At 52.1% G+C, this 16,675-nt stretch carries 17 protein-coding genes and 2 riboswitches; of the genes, 13 read left to right on the forward strand and 4 right to left on the reverse strand.

The window, feature by feature from the left end; all coding sequences use genetic code 11:
• Positions 1-7: 7 nt before the first annotated feature.
• Positions 8-586, forward strand: coding sequence for an LON peptidase substrate-binding domain-containing protein (locus A9165_RS09965; protein WP_065955768.1), 579 nt, complete (start codon positions 8-10; stop codon positions 584-586).
• 3 nt (positions 587-589) lie between these two features.
• Here A9165_RS09965 and queE read toward each other — a convergent pair whose 3' ends face one another.
• Positions 590-1,255 carry a 7-carboxy-7-deazaguanine synthase QueE gene (queE, locus tag A9165_RS09970; RefSeq protein WP_039925736.1) on the reverse strand — a complete coding sequence of 222 codons (666 nt, stop codon included), beginning with the start codon at positions 1,253-1,255 and terminating at the stop codon, positions 590-592.
• Between the two features lie 104 nt (positions 1,256-1,359).
• Between queE and queC the strand changes: the two genes are divergently transcribed.
• From queC to A9165_RS09985, 3 genes are all read left to right on the forward strand, one after another.
• Entirely contained in the window at positions 1,360-2,016 is a 657-nt protein-coding gene (gene queC, locus A9165_RS09975) for a 7-cyano-7-deazaguanine synthase QueC (RefSeq protein ID WP_008610444.1), read from the forward strand.
• Between the two features lie 82 nt (positions 2,017-2,098).
• A complete protein-coding gene (locus tag A9165_RS09980) occupies positions 2,099-3,337 on the forward strand; it encodes a dicarboxylate/amino acid:cation symporter (RefSeq protein WP_141686146.1) in 1,239 nt (412 codons plus the stop codon).
• The gene (locus tag A9165_RS09985; protein WP_065955770.1) at positions 3,337-3,774 is read left to right on the forward strand and encodes a hypothetical protein; all 438 of its coding nucleotides are present in this window, start codon (positions 3,337-3,339) and stop codon (positions 3,772-3,774) included. Before A9165_RS09980 ends, A9165_RS09985 begins: the two co-directional genes overlap by 1 nt.
• Before the next feature lie 69 nt (positions 3,775-3,843).
• On the opposite strand, the gene lysC is transcribed toward A9165_RS09985, so the two are convergent.
• Both lysC and A9165_RS09995 read right to left on the reverse strand, forming a co-directional pair.
• Entirely contained in the window at positions 3,844-5,193 is a 1,350-nt protein-coding gene (gene lysC / locus A9165_RS09990; protein WP_065955771.1) for a lysine-sensitive aspartokinase 3, read from the reverse strand.
• 92 nt (positions 5,194-5,285) lie between these two features.
• Positions 5,286-5,459, reverse strand: a riboswitch (Lysine riboswitch).
• A 219-nt stretch (positions 5,460-5,678) separates the two neighbouring features.
• On the reverse strand, positions 5,679-5,951 hold the full coding sequence (locus A9165_RS09995) for a DUF3081 family protein (RefSeq protein ID WP_065955772.1): 273 nt from the start codon (positions 5,949-5,951) through the stop codon (positions 5,679-5,681).
• A gap of 84 nt (positions 5,952-6,035) precedes the next feature.
• On the opposite strand from A9165_RS09995, the gene A9165_RS10000 reads away from it, so the two are divergent.
• From A9165_RS10000 to A9165_RS10035, 8 genes are all read left to right on the forward strand, one after another.
• On the forward strand, positions 6,036-6,632 hold the full coding sequence (locus A9165_RS10000; protein WP_065955773.1) for a hypothetical protein: 597 nt from the start codon (positions 6,036-6,038) through the stop codon (positions 6,630-6,632).
• 61 nt (positions 6,633-6,693) lie between these two features.
• Positions 6,694-8,385, forward strand: a complete 1,692-nt coding sequence (locus tag A9165_RS10005; RefSeq protein WP_008610438.1) for a M28 family metallopeptidase — start codon at positions 6,694-6,696, stop codon at positions 8,383-8,385.
• Between the two features lie 107 nt (positions 8,386-8,492).
• On the forward strand, positions 8,493-11,051 hold the full coding sequence (locus A9165_RS10010; protein WP_065955774.1) for a YdbH domain-containing protein: 2,559 nt from the start codon (positions 8,493-8,495) through the stop codon (positions 11,049-11,051).
• Positions 11,048-11,236 (forward strand): YnbE family lipoprotein, encoded by a 189-nt coding sequence (locus A9165_RS10015; protein ID WP_008610433.1) that lies wholly within the window; start codon positions 11,048-11,050, stop codon positions 11,234-11,236. The genes A9165_RS10010 and A9165_RS10015 overlap by 4 nt, the downstream gene beginning before the upstream one ends.
• 12 nt (positions 11,237-11,248) lie before the next feature.
• On the forward strand, positions 11,249-11,623 hold the full coding sequence (locus A9165_RS10020) for a YdbL family protein (RefSeq protein WP_008951979.1): 375 nt from the start codon (positions 11,249-11,251) through the stop codon (positions 11,621-11,623).
• Positions 11,624-11,749: 126 nt separating this feature from the next.
• Positions 11,750-13,426, forward strand: coding sequence for a carbon starvation protein A (locus A9165_RS10025; RefSeq protein ID WP_065955775.1), 1,677 nt, complete (start codon positions 11,750-11,752; stop codon positions 13,424-13,426).
• The gene (locus A9165_RS10030; RefSeq protein WP_008951977.1) at positions 13,423-13,707 is read left to right on the forward strand and encodes a cory-CC-star protein; all 285 of its coding nucleotides are present in this window, start codon (positions 13,423-13,425) and stop codon (positions 13,705-13,707) included. Before A9165_RS10025 ends, A9165_RS10030 begins: the two co-directional genes overlap by 4 nt.
• Positions 13,698-14,705 carry an ArsA family ATPase gene (locus A9165_RS10035; protein ID WP_065955776.1) on the forward strand — a complete coding sequence of 336 codons (1,008 nt, stop codon included), beginning with the start codon at positions 13,698-13,700 and terminating at the stop codon, positions 14,703-14,705. The genes A9165_RS10030 and A9165_RS10035 overlap by 10 nt, the downstream gene beginning before the upstream one ends.
• A 7-nt stretch (positions 14,706-14,712) precedes the next feature.
• Here the strand turns inward: A9165_RS10035 and A9165_RS10040 are convergent, their stop codons facing one another.
• Positions 14,713-15,531, reverse strand: coding sequence for a DUF3667 domain-containing protein (locus A9165_RS10040; protein WP_255365694.1), 819 nt, complete (start codon positions 15,529-15,531; stop codon positions 14,713-14,715).
• Positions 15,532-16,047: 516 nt separating this feature from the next.
• A riboswitch (cyclic di-GMP riboswitch) is annotated at positions 16,048-16,131 on the forward strand.
• 106 nt (positions 16,132-16,237) lie between these two features.
• Here A9165_RS10040 and A9165_RS10045 point away from each other — a divergent pair.
• Positions 16,238-16,609: a DUF3718 domain-containing protein gene (locus A9165_RS10045; protein WP_008610425.1), complete on the forward strand. Its 372-nt coding sequence runs from the start codon at positions 16,238-16,240 to the stop codon at positions 16,607-16,609.
• Positions 16,610-16,675 lie beyond the last annotated feature (66 nt).

Here is a 16,675-nt window from a genome sequence, read left to right on the forward strand (position 1 = left end):
TATTACGATGAACGAACAACTGGCTCTGTTTCCTTTAGGAAGTTTTCTGTTGCCACGCGGCAAAATGAAGTTGCGGGTGTTTGAGCCGCGCTATGTGCGGTTAGTAAAAGAGGCCGTCAGTGGCAAACGGCCTTTTGCCATGGCCACGCTGAATCCGCTGGTCAGTCAACAGCATCCGGATCGGATCCTGCCACTGGTCTGTAAAGTCAGCGTTGATGATTTTGAAACCCTGCCCGACGGCTTACTGGGGATCACCATCAGTGGTATCAGCCGACAGCGTATCATCCGGCGCTGGCAGGAAGAGGATAAACTGCATGTGGCCGAAGTAGCGCCGGAAACAGACTGGCACAGCGTTGAACTTAGCACTGAACTGAACCAATTATCTGCCGCCTTTGCCGAGTTGTTGCAGGAGTATCCGCAGCTAGCCGCACTCTACCCACAGCCGCTGCTGACCGATGGCGCCTGGCTGGCTGGCCGCTGGCTGGAGTTATTGCCCATGCAGCCGGCGCTGAAGCTGAAGTTGGCGACTCAGGATCCGCAAAGCTGTCTACAACAATTACAGCACTGGCTGGCTCATAACGCCTGAGTCTTACTCAATACCCAGATATTTATGGACCTGCACACTGAGCTGCCAGTTATTGGCAATGCAGCTGGCGATGGCCAGTTCAGTGGCGCGTTTTTGCTGACTAATGGGCTGCAGATAGACCAGCTTGTCCTGCAACTGATGCTCAGACAGTAAGGCTTGCAACTCCTCGATATGCTTTTGCATCGCCACCGGATGTTTAATTTCATTGGCACGCGCTAACGCACTGGCGAGTACCTTATAACCGCCCGGCATATTAATTTTCGGCGACACTGTGACCCAGGTGCTGTCAGGCGCTTTCACCTCAAAGGTGCCGCTGGTTTCAATCTGAGTGCTGTAACCAGCCTGATGCAAGGCCTCACAGAGCGGATATAAATCATAAAGACAAGGCTCACCACCGGTAATCACCACGTGCCGGGCCTGATAACCTTCAGCCGCAAACAACGCCAGCAACTGTGCCGGGCTCAGCTCAGCCCAGGCGGGTGTATCGCTGCGTTTTGCCAGCATAGCCTCAGGGCTGGTTTTCAGTTCCGGATCCAGGGTCCAGGTATGTTTGGTATCGCACCAGCTACAGCCTACCGGACAGCCCTGCAGCCGCACAAAAATCGAAGGCTTACCGGTATAGCGGCCCTCGCCCTGAATGGTCTGAAATACTTCGTTTACCTGATACACCCTACCCAACCTTGTGTTAATCCGCCACAGCTGATGCAGCCACAGCATTCTTCAGCTATACTACGCGGCCCGATTTTCCGGCATTATACAAGAGAGAGCTGCTGATGACGCAAAAAGTTGTAGTGATTTATTCCGGTGGTATGGACTCCTACACGGTGTTACATAGGGCGCTGCGGGATGGTCATGACGTCTATGCGTTGTCCTTTAACTATGGTCAGCGTCATGTCAAAGAGCTGAAATGTGCTGAACAGGTCTGCCGTGAGCTGGGCGTGAAGCATAAAATTGTCGATATTTCAGCAATTAACCAGCTATTAAGCGGCTCCTCGCTAACCAGTGATATCGAAGTTCCGGAAGGCCATTACGCCGCCGATAATATGAAGTCGACCGTGGTGCCAAACCGCAATATGATCCTGTTATCGCTGGCCGTCGGTTATGCTGACTCTATTGGTGCCCGCGCTGTTTATTATGGCGCTCATAGTGGTGACCACTTTATTTACCCGGACTGTCGGCCGGAGTTCGTGCAGAAGATGAATGATGTTTGCCAGATCGCCAACTATCAGCCGGTCGATATTGTCAGCCCGTACCTACATCAAACCAAGATCGAAATATTAAAAGACGGCTTGGCGATGGGCCTGGATTACAGCAAAACCTGGACCTGTTATAACGGCCGCGAGAAAGCCTGCGGCAAGTGCGGTTCCTGTCAGGAGCGGCTGGAAGCCTTCGCACTGAATCAGGCGACTGATCCACTTCAATATGAATAGCTTATAACTTAGAGCAAAACGGCCTTGTTAGGGCCGTTTTTCATTTTATACTGTGTCGTTTTTAGCTGACTTGAGGTCAATGATGTTTAAATTCTGGTTTGCGATCCCTTTCTGGCAACGGGTATTAGGAGCGCTGGTGCTGGGTGTACTGGCCGGCGTCGCCCTGGGCGAGCAGGCTACGCTGTTTAAACCGCTGGGAACGCTGTTTATCAACGCCATCCGGATGCTGGTCGTGCCGCTGGTGTTTTTTGCACTGATCAATAGCATTACCTCGTTAGCCGATCAGCACAAGATGCAGCGGCTGGCACTAAAAACTGTTGCCTTATTTCTGACAACGGCCTTGGTCGCCAGCTTAATTGGCCTGACAGTGGGTAGCCTGATGCAATGGGGCTCAGATCTGCAACTGACCGCGGTTGAAGTACGCGAGCGGGTGATCCCGCCGGTATCTGAAGTAATCACCAGCCTGATCCCCACTAACCCGGTAGCGGCACTGGCGGAAGCCAAGGTATTACAGATCATCGTATTTGCGGTGCTGTTTGGTATTGCCATCAATCAGGTGGGCGAAAAAGCCGAACCGATGAAAAAACTGGTTAATGCTGGTGCTGAGATTATGTACGCCATTACCCGGATGGTACTGCAACTGACTCCCTTTGGCGTCTTCGGTCTGATGGCCTGGGCCGTCGGTAGCTTTGGTTTAGCCACCCTGCTGCCACTAACCAAGTTTATTGTCGCTATCTATCTGGCCTGTCTGCTACATATGGCCATCGTTTACGGTGGTTTGGTCAAGCTATACGGCGGTATGGGCTGGCGCGCCTTTTTTAAGGCGGTTTTACCGGCGCAGCTGGTCGCGTACAGCAGTGCCAGCAGTTATGGCACCTTACCAGTGAGCTTTAAAGTCGCAACCGAAGATTTGAAAGTATCCAAAAATTACGCCAGCTTTGTACTGCCGCTGGGCGCAACCATCAATATGGATGGCTGTGGCGGTATTTTCCCGGCCATTGCCGCGATCTTTATTGCCCATCTGTATGGGATCCCGTTACAAACCACCGACTACCTGCTGATTGCCGGTACCGCAACCCTGGCATCGGTTGGTACTGCCGGCGTGCCGGGTACCGCAATGGTGATGCTGACTGTGACGCTGAGTGTGGTCGGTCTGCCACTGGAAGGCATTGCCTTTATTGCAGCTGTCGATCGGATTGTCGATATGATGCGCACCGCCACCAATGTCACCGGCGATCTGATGGTGGCCAGAGTGATTGGTCAGCAAGAAGGCCTGCTGGAAGCAGACGATGCAGCCACCAATTCCGCAGAGCCAGCCTAATGAGAGTTAGTGTTGGCATTAAGTCGCTAAGCCGACTACCGTACCAAGCCGCCGCCGTGCTACGAAACAGCAGCTACCCCGGCCTGTCTAGCCTGATCATCGACGCTGATGAAACTGAGCTGGACCAGCTGCAACAGCAACAAGAGCAACAACTGCCAGTGCTGTTAACTCTGAGTTTGTGGCAGGCTGAACTTGCTGCGACTAAAAGCTTACCTGAGGACGCCGCTACTCCGTACCAGCCACTGGCGGCGTTACCTGAAGTCTGGCTGCAAGGCCGGGTGGCCGAGCAACTCAGCGCCGACAGTGTCCTGCTGCAACTTGAGACAGAACAGACGCCGCTTATGGTCTGGTTTAGCGCGCCGATTGCGCTGGAACAAGGTAGCTGGCTTTGCGTGAAGGGCGAGCTACACGCAACACCGGTATTTGCACCAAACTAAATAACAGCACCAAACTCAATAAAAACGCCGGCACTTGCGCCGGCGCTATCTTTATTTGCGGCTAAGTTATCAGGCGGCAAATAAGCGCTGATGCAGTTGTTTCACCACACCCGGCCCATCGCTGTCCTGGACCAGAAAACACAGGTTATGTTTTGAGGCACCATGGCAAATCAGCCGCATATTAATGCGTTCCAGTGTACTGAACAGCTCACCCGACACCCCTTTGCTGCTGTGTAAATGATTGCCAATAACCGCGACCAGACTCAGGCCGGTTTCCACACTGACTTCACAAAAGGTTCTGAGCTCATCCAGAGCCGGCTCCAGATTGCTGCTAAATGCACTGGTCATGCCGCCCTGATCTAAGGTAAGCGCCACGCTGATTTCAGAGGTCGTAACCAGATCCACTGAGATCTGATGCCGGCTCAGCGTGTCAAACACCCGGGTCAGAAAACCGGGCGCATGCAGCATAGCCGGGCTTTTTACCGTAATTAAGGTTTGTGATTTACGCAGCGCTATCGCGCGGTACGGTGGTCGCTGTTGTACCTCTTTCGCGATCCAGGTGCCCCCTGCTTCCGGTTCCCGGCTGGAGCCGACAAAGACCGCGATATTCTGCCGCATCGCCGGTAACAAAGTTGCCGGATGCAGCACCTTGGCACCAAAGGTCGCCATTTCAGCTGCTTCATCAAAGCTGATTTCCGGGATACAACGGGCTTCTGCAGTTAGGCGCGGATCCGTTGTAAAGATACCAACCACATCGGTCCAAATCTGTACCGTGACTGCCTGCAAGGCTTCGGCCAGCAACGCAGCGCTATAATCAGAGCCGCCACGACCCAGGGTCGTCGTTTGTTCAAACTCGTCGGCACCAATAAAGCCCTGAGTCACGATCCGCTGCTCCTGTAACAGTGGTGCCAGATGCACCGCGGCTAAGTCAGCCAGAGCGCCGATTTGCGGCTCCGCCTTACCAAAGCGGCTATCGGTGCGCATTACCCGGCGCACGTCAAAACACAGCGCTGCCTCACCGCGCTCGATGAGAACCTGAGCAAACAGTACCGAACTTAAGCGTTCACCAAAAGACTGGATTAAGTCTTTGTGGGCACTGCTATAAACTGCACCACCGTTTTCAATCAGAGCTTTTAACTCGCCCAGTAGCAGCTCAATCTGAGCGGCAACGGCTTGCGGCTGCTGCAGGCGGTTTAATACTTTGAGCGTGATCTGTTCAATACCGGCGTAAGCATCGTAGCGCTGCTGTACCTCGGTAGTCTTGGTTATATCCACCAGTAGGTTGGTCACGCCAGAGCTGGCACTGACTACCACGACACGGATATGCTCGTTGGCAAGAATAATATCAGCACAGCGCGACATCGCTTCGAAATCAGCTACGCTGGTACCACCAAATTTGGCAATAATGAGTTTGGACACGGGGGTCTCTCCTTAACAAAACAGATAAGCAGAGCATGGCATTTGCTAACGAGCAAAACGAGAAATGAAACAGACCGTTGCTGTAACTAACAAAGGCCAGAAGCTCTCCACCAAAACATCAGGTGACAGTCCTAAGGATTCAGCCTTAGCAACCGGGTGCACAACCACTATCTGTTGCTTACCCTCGGCGCTAAACCCCCTCTTCTATGCTACGAGTGATAGTGCTCTGACATAGAATACCTGGCTAGCGCGCCTCTTCTGGTCTATCGAATACGATTGACGGTGCGTACTTTAACGCGTTCTGCAACTAAAAGCAAACAGCCTTTTAGCCATCTAAACGTAAAGATGCCTTTTATTTTGGATGCCGTCAAGTGTAATCAGTAAATAATTTGTATCCTGGCGCCAGCAGGGTTAACAACAGGCGATAAAACAAGCAAAAAAGGTTGGCGCTTTTACCTTTGTCTTTAGCAAGGGCCTGGCTCGACCTAGGTATACTGCTTTTGGATCTGTTGCAAACGCGCTAAAAAGCGCTCCATCTGCTGCTCATCTGTCGCGTCGGCATGCCATTTATTATGAAAACCCAGCGTCAGCTGCACTACGCCATCCGAGAAATAGGCTTCATAGCCGTCAAAGCCCTGGCTGACGCTAATACCATCCAACACAAAGCCGGCACCATGTGCCGTTTGCTGGGGCTGGCCATACTTTTCAATCTTGGCATACAGATTAAGTAAAAACTTTCCATCTATCTCATTTTGCATGGTCATGGTCCTGAGTCGGTCGTTGCGGTTTGAACCCAATACGCATCCGCGGTATAGTTTGGCCCGTATTATAAGGAGAATAACATGAAAAAAACCTTACTCGTGGTTGCCCTGACCACGACCTTTGGTGCACAGGCCCAGCTCGTGCAACCAGCGCCGCTGGTGTCAATTCCCACCCATGATGCCTTTTTTGACAATTTGAAAGCGCTGTGTGGTAAAGCCTTTGCTGGCAAGCTGGCGGTGGATAACCCACCGGCACCGGGTTTCGAAGGCGCATTGATTATGCATGTGCGTCGCTGTACCGACACTGAATTACAGATCCCTTTTCACGTTGGCGATAACCACTCCCGCACCTGGATTATCACCAAAACCGGTTCTGGCTTGTCATTAAAGCATGATCACCGTAATAAAGATGGTTCGCACGATGACCAAACCATGTATGGCGGCCATACCGTCGATGCCGGCTGGCCAACAGCGCAATCTTTTCCGGCCGACCAGTACTCAAAAGAGTTATTTGCCGCCCGCGGCATCCCACAATCTATCGGTAATACCTGGCAGATGTTTATCCATCCGCAGCAATTCAGTTACCGCTTGGTGCGCGAAGGCCGCGAATTTCGGGTAGACTTTGACCTGACCAAGCCGGTCGCACTGCCGCCAACGCCCTGGGGCTATGCCAACTAAGTTACCCGGCGCTGGCTAATGCCAGCGCTTTTTAACATCACACAACACCAAGGAAAAACCGATGTTGAACCTGAAACACCCTGCACTGCTGCTTGCTGTATCTGCAGCTGTTGCGCTGTCGGCCTGTGGCAAACCGGCAGAGCCGCCAACCAAGGCCGTGCAACCTACCGTCGCGGAGCTGGTCGATACCGACTTTAACCCCAAGCTGGCGGAATATATTAAAACCTTGTCTGATGATAAATTCCAGGGCCGGGCGCCCGCTACCAAGGGCGAAGAGCTCACCGTCGCTTATCTGGAAGAAAACTTTAAGCGGATCGGCTTAAAGGGTATCGATGCTGACAGCTACAAGCAGCCGGTATCCCTGGTACAGATCGATCCGAAACAGGTTTCTGCCATGACCTTAAGCGGTGGTGGTGAAGCTTTGCCTGCCAGCCTGGCCTACCGGGATGACATGTTTGCCTGGACCACCCGGGTAACGGAAAATATCAGTGTTACTGACAGTGAGATGGTATTTGTCGGTTACGGTATAGTGGCGCCGGAATATAACTGGAACGATTACGAAGGCCTGGATGTCGCCGGCAAAACCGTAGTGATGTTTGTCAACGATCCGGGCTTTGCCACCCAGAACCCGGAGCTGTTTAATGGCAACGCCATGACCTACTACGGCCGCTGGACCTATAAATTTGAAGAAGCGGCCCGTCAGGGTGCGGCGATGGCGTTAATTATCCATGAAACTGACGCCGCCAGCTATGGCTGGGGCGTCGTCGCCCACGGCTCACCAGTAAAATTTGATTTAATCAAAGAAAACAAAAATATGGACCGTGCCAAGGTTGAGGGTTGGGTAACCACCGAAACGGCGCAAAAACTGTTTGCCAATATTGGCAGCGATATTGAGACCTTGCGTAAACAGGCATTGTCTGGCGAATTTAAACCTGTGCCGTTAAACGTTAAGGCGTCAATCAGTGTTGAAAATAATCTGCGCGAGCTGCAGTCCAGCAACGTGATTGGCTATATCGAAGGCAGCAAATATCCGGATGAGTACATTCTGTATATGGCGCATTGGGATCACCTGGGCATGGACTTCTCCAACCCGACCAATAAGGTATTTAATGGCGCTCAGGATAATGCCAGTGGCACCGGTGCAGTCATTGCGCTGGCTGAGTACTTTGCCCAGCAACCGCAGCCTGAGCGTTCCGTGGTCTTTATGTTGGTGACAGCTGAAGAGCGTGGTTTACTCGGCTCGGCCTGGTATGCCGAAAACCCGGTATTCCCACTGGAGAAAACCGTCGCCGCCATTAATATGGATGTGATGAATGTGTACGGCCCAATGAAAGATATGGTGGTGGTTGGTCTGGGCAATACCGATTTAGAGGAAATCCTGGTTAAATATACCGAACAGCAAGGCCGCTATGCGGTAAAAGAGCCCAATCCGGAAGCCGGTATTGCTTACCGCTCTGATCACTTTAGCCTGTCGAAAAAAGGCGTGCCTATTCTGTATGCCAAAGGCGGTAATGATCATTACCAGCATGGCGCTGAGTGGGGCGCAAAACAGCGGGCCGAGTTTAACAGCTGTTGTTACCATAAAGTCACTGACGAATGGGACGACAACTGGGATCTGCGCGGTGCACAGCAGGACCTGTTCCTGTATTTCCGGGTCGGTCATGAACTGGCAAACAGCCGGCACTGGCCAAACTGGTATCAGGGCAATGAGTTCCGCGCCATCCGTGACGCCTCAGCGGCTGCCCGGCAATAACACCTTTATCCAGCAGGCAAAGCAGCGCAAGCTGCTTTGCTATCAGTTCAGAGCAGATTCAGTTAGCATTACCTAAAGTCTAAAGACGCCTCTGTCAGGGAGTTACTATGCGTCGTCTGCTAAAATCCGTTTTGTTGTTGCTGTTAGGGTTACCGCTGCTGGCGGCGCTGGCGTTCGCCTATCTGCAATGGCAACTGGATAAAACCGGCGTGCGAGATCTGTCTTTTCAGCTCCAGAAGGTATCGCTGCATCAGCTGCACCTGTCTGAACTTAGCTTTCGACTCGACGCCCCCCAGACCGCGACACTTCAGCTACAGGATGTGCAGCTCAGCTGGTCCTGGCCCGCTTTTTTCCGGGTGCAGGCTGAAAGTGTCCATATAGCTGAAACCCGCTTACAGCTGTTTGCCCCGGCTAGCCCCGCAACACCGCCTCAACACCCGTTTAGTCTGAATACAGATTGGCGGCTACCTGCCTGGTTACCAAAGCAGATCACCCTGCCAGATATCCAACTGCTGCTACCCTGCCCGGCGCTACAATGTGAAGTCAGTGCAGCCGCATCGCTCAGTAATACGGACAACGAACAGTATTTGCTGCAGGTACAGGCCAGCTCACCAGAGCTCGCTCAGGCGCTGCGGCTCGATGTGCAGTATCAACAGCAAGACAACCAGCAAGCACTGCAGGCTACACTGCTGTATCCCGAGGTACTGGCCCTTAGTCTGAAACAACAACTCGATAGCGCACGTCAGGCGAACACTGAACTGGCACTGGCCATCTCGCCACTGCCAACAGAGCTACAACACTGGCTGGCCAGCTGGCAACTGTTACCTCCGGCAGAATGGTTGGCCGAGTTTACCCAGCCACTGCAATTTTTTGTGAACGCAAACTGGCAATTACCACAACAGCTGCAGCGCAATAGCGGAATACCGCTGCAAGATGCACAGGTCAACGCCCTGTTAAGAGCGCCAAGTGCCTTTGCCCTGCCATTTGGCACAGTCCAGGGTGAGGCCGGGCTTGCGCTGGCTATTACGCAGGGGGAAATCGAGAATTGGCAGCTCACTGGCGATCTCCAGCTGAGTCATTATCTGCCACCGGCGCTGCAGGCTGCCCTGCCAGAAACGGCGGCACCGCTGTATATCAGGCTAAACACCTCAGGCGACTCCGCCAGCCTGGCGTCATTACCGCTGCAATTGACGCTGAGCGCTGCTGCACCGCTGGCACTTGATGCGCAGCTCACGGCAGAGCTTAGTTTAAGTCCTGAGCTTAAATTAAGTATACCTGAGGCGGAGTTGGCTATGGCACTGGCACAATTCACGCCCTCGGCTGAGCTAAAGTTAGCCGGCACAGCGCTTAAAGGACGCTTCAGTCTGCTATGGCAAACCGATAACTGGCAGCTTCGCAACCTGACACCTCTCAGTCTGCACAGTCAGCTGGATTACGCCGATATCCAAAGCCAGCTTGAGCTTAGTGCCAGTGAACTCAACCTGAGTCAGCATGGCAACAACACGCCGCTTAATCTGAACAGTCAGCTTAGCGTAAAGCTGGGACAACTCGTTCATCCCTTATTACAGCGACAGGACTGGCAGTGGGAAAGCACGCTCAGTGGTAACAGCAATAATCTGGTGCTTAACGGCAAGCTGGAAAATAGCGCCGGCTTAAGTGCTCAACTGCAAGCACAGGCTGCTTTTATTAGCGACGCGCCGCAACTGCAGCTGCACTGGCAGTTAACCGATATTTTTTTACTGGCCGGCAATCCATTAGCAGCAACGCTGAAAGATTGGCCTGAGCTATTAAGCCTGCAGCGCGGCCGGATCCTGGCGTCCGGCGAGCTGGCGGTCACAGCGCAACGACCGCGGTTGCAGCTGCAAGCAGAATTACGCGAGCTAGCCGGGCTTTACGATCGTACCCTGTTTAATGGTCTAACCGCCCGTTTAACCGCGCAAAGCGACGCGGACTCGCTACAGCTGCACTTACCGCAGCTGAGAATTGCGCAATTAAATCATGGTATTGAGCTCGGACCGCTGCTGGCCGCAGCCGACTATCAGGCAAGTTTGACGGCACCTGGCGCCGGCACGCTCAGCCTGCAACAGTTTGAAACCGATTTTTTACTCGGCAAAGTCCAAATCCGTCCGCAGCAGTTTCAGTTGGCGGCAGACGAGCAACAGGTGGTGCTGCAACTGAATCAGCTCGATCTGACGGAACTGCTGCGCCAACACCCAAGCACTGAAGTAAAAGCCCGCGGTAAAATCAGCGGTGAAATTCCGCTACGCTGGCAGCAACAGCAATTTGAAGTTGCCGCAGGCGTGTTGGCGGCCGAGCAACCCGGTGGCTGGCTGCAATACAAAAATCCGGCAGCAGCCGCCAGCAACAACCCCGGCATGAAGCTGGTTTTCGAAGCACTGGATGATTTTCATTTCAGTGAGTTACAATCTGAGGTCAGTTACAGTGGTAGCGGCCGGCTTCAGCTGGCGTTAAAACTTCAGGGCTATAATCCAGCAGTACAGCAAGGTCGCGCTATCAACCTGAATATCACCCTGGAAGAGGATTTACCAGCGATGCTGGCCAGCCTGCAGCTGGCAAGTAAACTTAATGATACCCTGACTAAAAGAGTGCAACAGTATATTCAACAACAACAGGCAGCCCGCAAGGCGGCAGGAGACAAACCATGAAGAGGCAAGCGCTGCCAGCGCTGATACTACTGGGACTGGCCACAGCCTGCACCCCAAGAGTTGAGGTTGCACTGGCCAATGAACCGATCAACATCAACCTGAATGTAAAAATTCAGCATGAGATTTTTATCAAGGTCGACAAGCAACTTGACGAGTTGTTTAGCGATGCCAGTGGCTTATTTTAAGGAAACCTGAAGATGCAAGTGCATAAGTTAATAACGAGAGCGTTGCAACACAGCCGGTTACTCTTCCTCAGCCTGCTGCTGGCCTGTAGCTTGCCAGTACTGGCGATGAATTTGCAACAGGCGATGGCGGCACTGCCTAATGCTAAGGCGCAGGGCCTGGTTGGCGAGCAACCGAATGGCTATCTGGGCGTGGTACAGGCTGGCACTGATACAGAGCTGCTGGTCAAGCTGATTAACGATGCCCGCCGCGCTGAGTATAACCGGCTGGCCCGTGAAAATAATATTGCGGTCAGTGATGTGGAAGCGATGGCCGGTCAAAAAGCGATAGAGCGCACCGTGCGCGGTCACTTTATTTTGCTGGATGGCAACTGGATCCAAAAGCGCTGATTTTTGCGCCAGATCAAACTCCCGGCAGAAAAATGCTGCCGGGTATTCGACTTTAGTCGCATATTTGCCCTGCCGCTTATGCTGTACCATGCTTAGTTGGTCTTAAACCCACTAAGAGGTAGTAGCATGAATGCTATTTTCTTGATGTTAATGGGCCTGGGTGCCATGGCACTTGGCTATTTCGTCTATTCAAAATTTATCTGCGAAAAAATATTTAAAGTCGATCCGAATTTCCGTACGCCAGCGCATGAAATGCAGGATGGCGTGGACTATGTACCCACCAATAAATATATCCTGTGGGGTCACCATTTTACCTCTGTTGCCGGTGCAGCGCCTATTATCGGCCCGGCTATTGCCGTGATCTGGGGTTGGGTGCCTGCATTCCTGTGGGTGGTATTTGGTACTATCTTCTTCGCCGGTGTGCATGATGCCGGAGCTATCTGGGCCAGTAGCCGCAATAAAGCTAAGTCGATTGGCGCTTTAACCGGCGATATCGTTGGCAACCGTGCCCGCAGTATTTTTATGATTGTGATCTTCCTGGTGCTGCTGATGGTCAACGCGGTATTTGCCGTCGTAATCGCCAACCAGCTGATCAATTTCCCCAGCGCTACGGTGCCGGTTTGGGGTGCGATAGTGGTCGCGCTGATTATCGGCCAGCTGATTTACCGTAAATTAATTGGCCTGCTGATGGTGACAATCATCGGTGTCGTTGCACTCTATGCCATGATTTATGCCGGTCCGATGTTCCCGTTGGCCTTACCCACTGAAGTGATGTTTGGCCTGAATGACCGTCAGAGCTGGATTATCCTGTTATTTGTCTACGCTGCCATTGCCTCGCTGTTACCGGTTTGGGCCCTACTGCAGCCACGGGATTATATTAACGGTATTCAACTCTTTATCGGTCTGGGTCTGCTGTATGCAGCGGTTATTTTCGCCAGCCCGGATATTGTCGCGCCTGCGTTTAACACCGAGGTACCGGAAGGTACGCCGTCTCTGATCCCGCTGCTGTTTGTCACTATTGCCTGTGGTGCCATTTCCGGTTTCCATGGCCTGGTTTCCAGCGGCACCACGTCCAAGCAACTGGATAAAGAGCCGGATGTGCGTTTCGTTGGCTACTTCGGCGCTATTGGTGAAGGTTCATTAGCTCTGGCTGCCATTATTGCCGCAACCGCTGGTTTCGCGACCCTGGCAGATTGGCAGGCAATTTATCACAGCTTCGGTCAGGGTGGCGTCGGCGCCTTTATCCGTGGCGGTGCAAATATTTTACAGGACGGTATCGGTTTAGACATGGTGCTGGCGCAAACGCTGTTGACGGTAATGGTCGTGCTGTTTGCCGGTACCACTATGGATACGGGTCTGCGCTTACAGCGCTATATCTTCCAGGAATGGGGTAGCATCTACAATATCAGTTGGATGCAAAAGGCCGCTCCTGCCACTCTGTTGGCTGTCGGTAGCTGTTTACTGCTGGCCTTTGGTGCCGGTGGTGATGGCTCAGGCGGTATGCTGATTTGGCCTTTATTCGGTACCACTAACCAGTTACTGGCCGGTCTGACCCTGTTGGTGATCACTGTGATGCTGGTCAAGCTGGGACGTCCGATGTGGTACACGCTAGCGCCACTGATGTTCCTGCTTACCATGACCACCCTGGGCTTATTAATCCAGTTAAAAGCCTTCTATGATAAGGGCGATTGGTTCCTGTTTACGCTGGATATTATTATCCTGGTGGCCGCGATATTGGTGATCCTGGAGTCAGGTTCAACCCTGACTAAACAGATCAAAGCCAACAAAGCCGCGAAAGCATGAAACTGGATTTAAAGCTGGACAACCTTAAGGCCTGGTTCCGCCAGGCCAACTTCTACGTCGAGGAGGTTTACAATGCCCCCTACCGCTCGGCGATCGCCCGGGCGCAACGGGAGCAGGATGACCTCTTTATGCTGCTGATCTTCTCTGAAATGATGGGTGTGCCCAACCCAGCCAGTTATTACACGCTGGAGCTGCAACCTTTGTTATTGGAGCGCTTCCATGACTGGCATCTGCGGATGGGTATGGAACACTCGCCACTGGATAATTTTAAATGCTGTTAACCGATAAAAAAGTCCTGCTGGTCGGCGGTAAAGGTGGGGTTGGCAAAACCACGGTATCCTCTGCGCTGGCCGTATTGGCCAGTGAACGTGGCAAAAAGGTGTTGTTGGTCTCGACCGATCCGGCGCATAGCCTGGCCGATGCCTTTGGCCGCGAGCCTTTTGGTGACCGCATCACCCGCCTGGCCCCTAACCTGGATGGTCTGGAACTGGACCCGGATCGGGAAGTCGAGCAACATCTGGCGAAAGTGACCGCGCAGTTAAAGCGCTTTACCCGGCCAGAAATGTTTAGCGAGATTGAGCGACAAATGCGGCTTACCCGTCAATCGCCCGGCGCACAGGAAGCGGCAATGCTGGAGCGGATTGCGCATACCATTGAGCTTGGCCTGACCGACTATGATTTACTGATCTTTGATACAGCCCCAACCGGCCACACGCTTAGATTACTTAGCTTACCCGAAGCCATGGCGGCCTGGACTCAGGGTTTACTGAATGCCAATCAACGTTCCGCCAAGCTGGGCGAAGTACTGGGGCATCTGACACCTAAAGGCGGCCGCGATATCACCAACCCACTGGCCGATCCGGCTGAACATGCCACGGCCGGCATGGATGAACGTAATAAAGCCATTACCGAAACTTTATTAAGCCGGCAACGTCTGTTACAACGCACCCGCGAATTACTGCTGGATAAACAACGTAGTGCATTACTCTTCGTATTAACGCCGGAAAAATTGCCTATTCTGGAGACTGGCCGCGCAGTAAAAACGCTGTTGGATGAAAAATTACCGCTGGCAGGTCTGGTGGTGAACCGCATCCTGCCAGCGCATGCTGATGGTGAGTTTCTGGCGCAGCGTCGTTTACAGGAACAGCAGCATCTGGCGCAAATCGAGCAACAATTTAGTCAGTTACGCCGTTATAAAGTGCCGTTACAAGCCACCGATATTCAGGGTATTGACGCCTTAAGCCGCATGGCCACCCTACTGGCAGCTGCTGGGCTTTGACTATAATTCAGGCCCATAACACACTTAATACCAGCAGGCTGATAAAACCAAGCAGCGCCATACTGTTATAGATGGTAATTGTCAGAACATATTTCAGCAGGGTTTTGGCCCAGCCCTGCTGATAGTAGATCTTTTGGAACAAAAACAAATACAGCGGGATCCAGCACAGTAACAACCAGATCAGCTTGTTACAGATTGTCGTTAACAAGGCCCAGCTGCTATAGTCAGCGGCCAGTTGTAACAAGACTATTGCCGCCAGCATATGCAAAATAAAGCTATGGCTGTGTAAGGCGACAATCAGGTGCTCCATATAAAAGCGACCGGAACGCCAGTAAAGCAGCTTTAGCATTAACGCAAACAACGGCAAGAACAACAGCATCATCTGCGGTGCTAATGAAAAAAACTTATTAATCGCCAGCTTAGGCTGATTGGCCAGTTGTTGCATCTTTTCGTTATAGGCTTGCTGTTGCGCTAACGTCAGAAACGGCAGACGGAATAGTTCCAAATCATGGTCTTCCTGCCAAACACCCTGCTCTACCAGCTGTTGTTTAACGTCAGTCATCACCTGTTGTTGCTGAGCCACACTCTGTGCATCTTGCGGCTGGTTTACCACCACATTGTTGGAAAATAACGATGAAAACAGCAGAAAGGTCAGCACTGATGTAAATAAATACAGCCGCAGCGGTGGCACATAGGGTACCCGGTGGCCATTTAAATAACGCTTACTCAGATAGCCGGGCCAGAACCACAGTGGCAATAAGGTTCGCCACAACCGGCTATCCCAGTTACTGAACTCACCAAAAAACTCAGTAAGTACCCCGCTCAAATTGCGGATATAACTCTTTTTTTCCTGGCCACAGTGGTGGCAAAACGCCCCCTGCAAAGGTTGCGCACAGTTATCACAACATCCTTGTTCCGGCATAATTTCAGCAACAGTAATGAAAAATTGAATAGCAGCTAAGGGCGTGTTGACGTTTACTGCTTAGATTTTGTTCGCACTGGCGGCGCTTTGGTCGCGAAACGAGGAACGCAGTTTAGTCATTCTAAATAAGTGACGAGTGACAAAGAGCAAAGCGTCGCCAGCGCGAACCCTACGGGCAGCGTTTGGCTGGCGTTTCTACTGCGTTATCGCTTGTTCATGTAGAATAACTACACATCACAAGCTCTGCCTTGTATAAACACCAGCCAAACGGCTGCAAAAACAAGCAGCAAACGTCAACACGCCCTAGTAAATCACTTTTAGATCACAAGCTTCCGCGACTTTATCGCAATTAGCACACCGTTCAACGTGTTTGGCGTTAAACTTTTCTTGCGTATAATTTCAGCATTCCTTAAAATGCGCCCCAACGAAAGGCACGGCATCCGAAAGGGTGTGCACGCAAAGCTGCGGATCTAAGGGGAAACCTACGATAGCCGGGCTGCCATGACCGAAACTGGTCTGATATGCTGCGACTCCAGATGTCGATTGTGTCTTTCGCTGGTATTAAAACTATACTTAAGCCTGATCGTAAGGTACAACCTAGGAGTTTGTTATGAAATGTAAACTGTTAACCCTTGCTGCTGCCATTGCTGCTACAGCTTTCGTCAGTTCTCCTGTTGCCGCAAACGATCAACTGGCACAGTCAATTTGTTCTTATGTTGCCGCTGATAACCGCAACGCCCTGCGTAAAACCCTGTCTGATAACCGTTTACGTCTGAGCAACGTTTACTCAGGTATTCAGTGCGACGGTTTAACCTTAGTTCGTTTCGCGATTAAAAGCGGTGCTAACGATACCGCCGACTTTATTATTAAGCAGTTACCTGGTAGTCAGGTTGCAGCCTCAGGCGATATCGAATGGGCGCAAAGTAATGGCTTTGGTAGCTCACCGGTAATCGAGTCTCTGCAAGCCCGTGCTGGCGGCTAAGTCTGGCATCTTGCTTAAATAACGGCACCTTGGGTGCCGTTTTTATTTCTGTCCCTCCAGACGATA

It is taken from the genome of Alishewanella sp. HH-ZS (assembly GCF_001704375.1).
In the GTDB taxonomy this organism is placed as follows: Bacteria; Pseudomonadota; Gammaproteobacteria; order Enterobacterales; family Alteromonadaceae; genus Alishewanella; species Alishewanella aestuarii.

Excerpts from the sequence above, each read along its gene's own strand:
- A9165_RS09965 (WP_065955768.1), top strand. The coding sequence starts at position 8 with ATGAACGAACAACTGGCTCTGTTTCCTTTAGGAAGTTTTCTGTTGCCA.
- queC (WP_008610444.1), top strand. The coding sequence starts at position 1,360 with ATGACGCAAAAAGTTGTAGTGATTTATTCCGGTGGTATGGACTCCTAC.
- A9165_RS09980 (WP_141686146.1), top strand. The coding sequence starts at position 2,099 with ATGTTTAAATTCTGGTTTGCGATCCCTTTCTGGCAACGGGTATTAGGA.
- A9165_RS09985 (WP_065955770.1), top strand. The coding sequence starts at position 3,337 with ATGAGAGTTAGTGTTGGCATTAAGTCGCTAAGCCGACTACCGTACCAA.
- A9165_RS09995 (WP_065955772.1), bottom strand. The coding sequence starts at position 5,951 with ATGCAAAATGAGATAGATGGAAAGTTTTTACTTAATCTGTATGCCAAG.
- A9165_RS10000 (WP_065955773.1), top strand. The coding sequence starts at position 6,036 with ATGAAAAAAACCTTACTCGTGGTTGCCCTGACCACGACCTTTGGTGCA.
- A9165_RS10005 (WP_008610438.1), top strand. The coding sequence starts at position 6,694 with ATGTTGAACCTGAAACACCCTGCACTGCTGCTTGCTGTATCTGCAGCT.
- A9165_RS10010 (WP_065955774.1), top strand. The coding sequence starts at position 8,493 with ATGCGTCGTCTGCTAAAATCCGTTTTGTTGTTGCTGTTAGGGTTACCG.
- A9165_RS10015 (WP_008610433.1), top strand. The coding sequence starts at position 11,048 with ATGAAGAGGCAAGCGCTGCCAGCGCTGATACTACTGGGACTGGCCACA.
- A9165_RS10020 (WP_008951979.1), top strand. The coding sequence starts at position 11,249 with ATGCAAGTGCATAAGTTAATAACGAGAGCGTTGCAACACAGCCGGTTA.
- A9165_RS10025 (WP_065955775.1), top strand. The coding sequence starts at position 11,750 with ATGAATGCTATTTTCTTGATGTTAATGGGCCTGGGTGCCATGGCACTT.
- A9165_RS10030 (WP_008951977.1), top strand. The coding sequence starts at position 13,423 with ATGAAACTGGATTTAAAGCTGGACAACCTTAAGGCCTGGTTCCGCCAG.
- A9165_RS10035 (WP_065955776.1), top strand. The coding sequence starts at position 13,698 with ATGCTGTTAACCGATAAAAAAGTCCTGCTGGTCGGCGGTAAAGGTGGG.
- A9165_RS10045 (WP_008610425.1), top strand. The coding sequence starts at position 16,238 with ATGAAATGTAAACTGTTAACCCTTGCTGCTGCCATTGCTGCTACAGCT.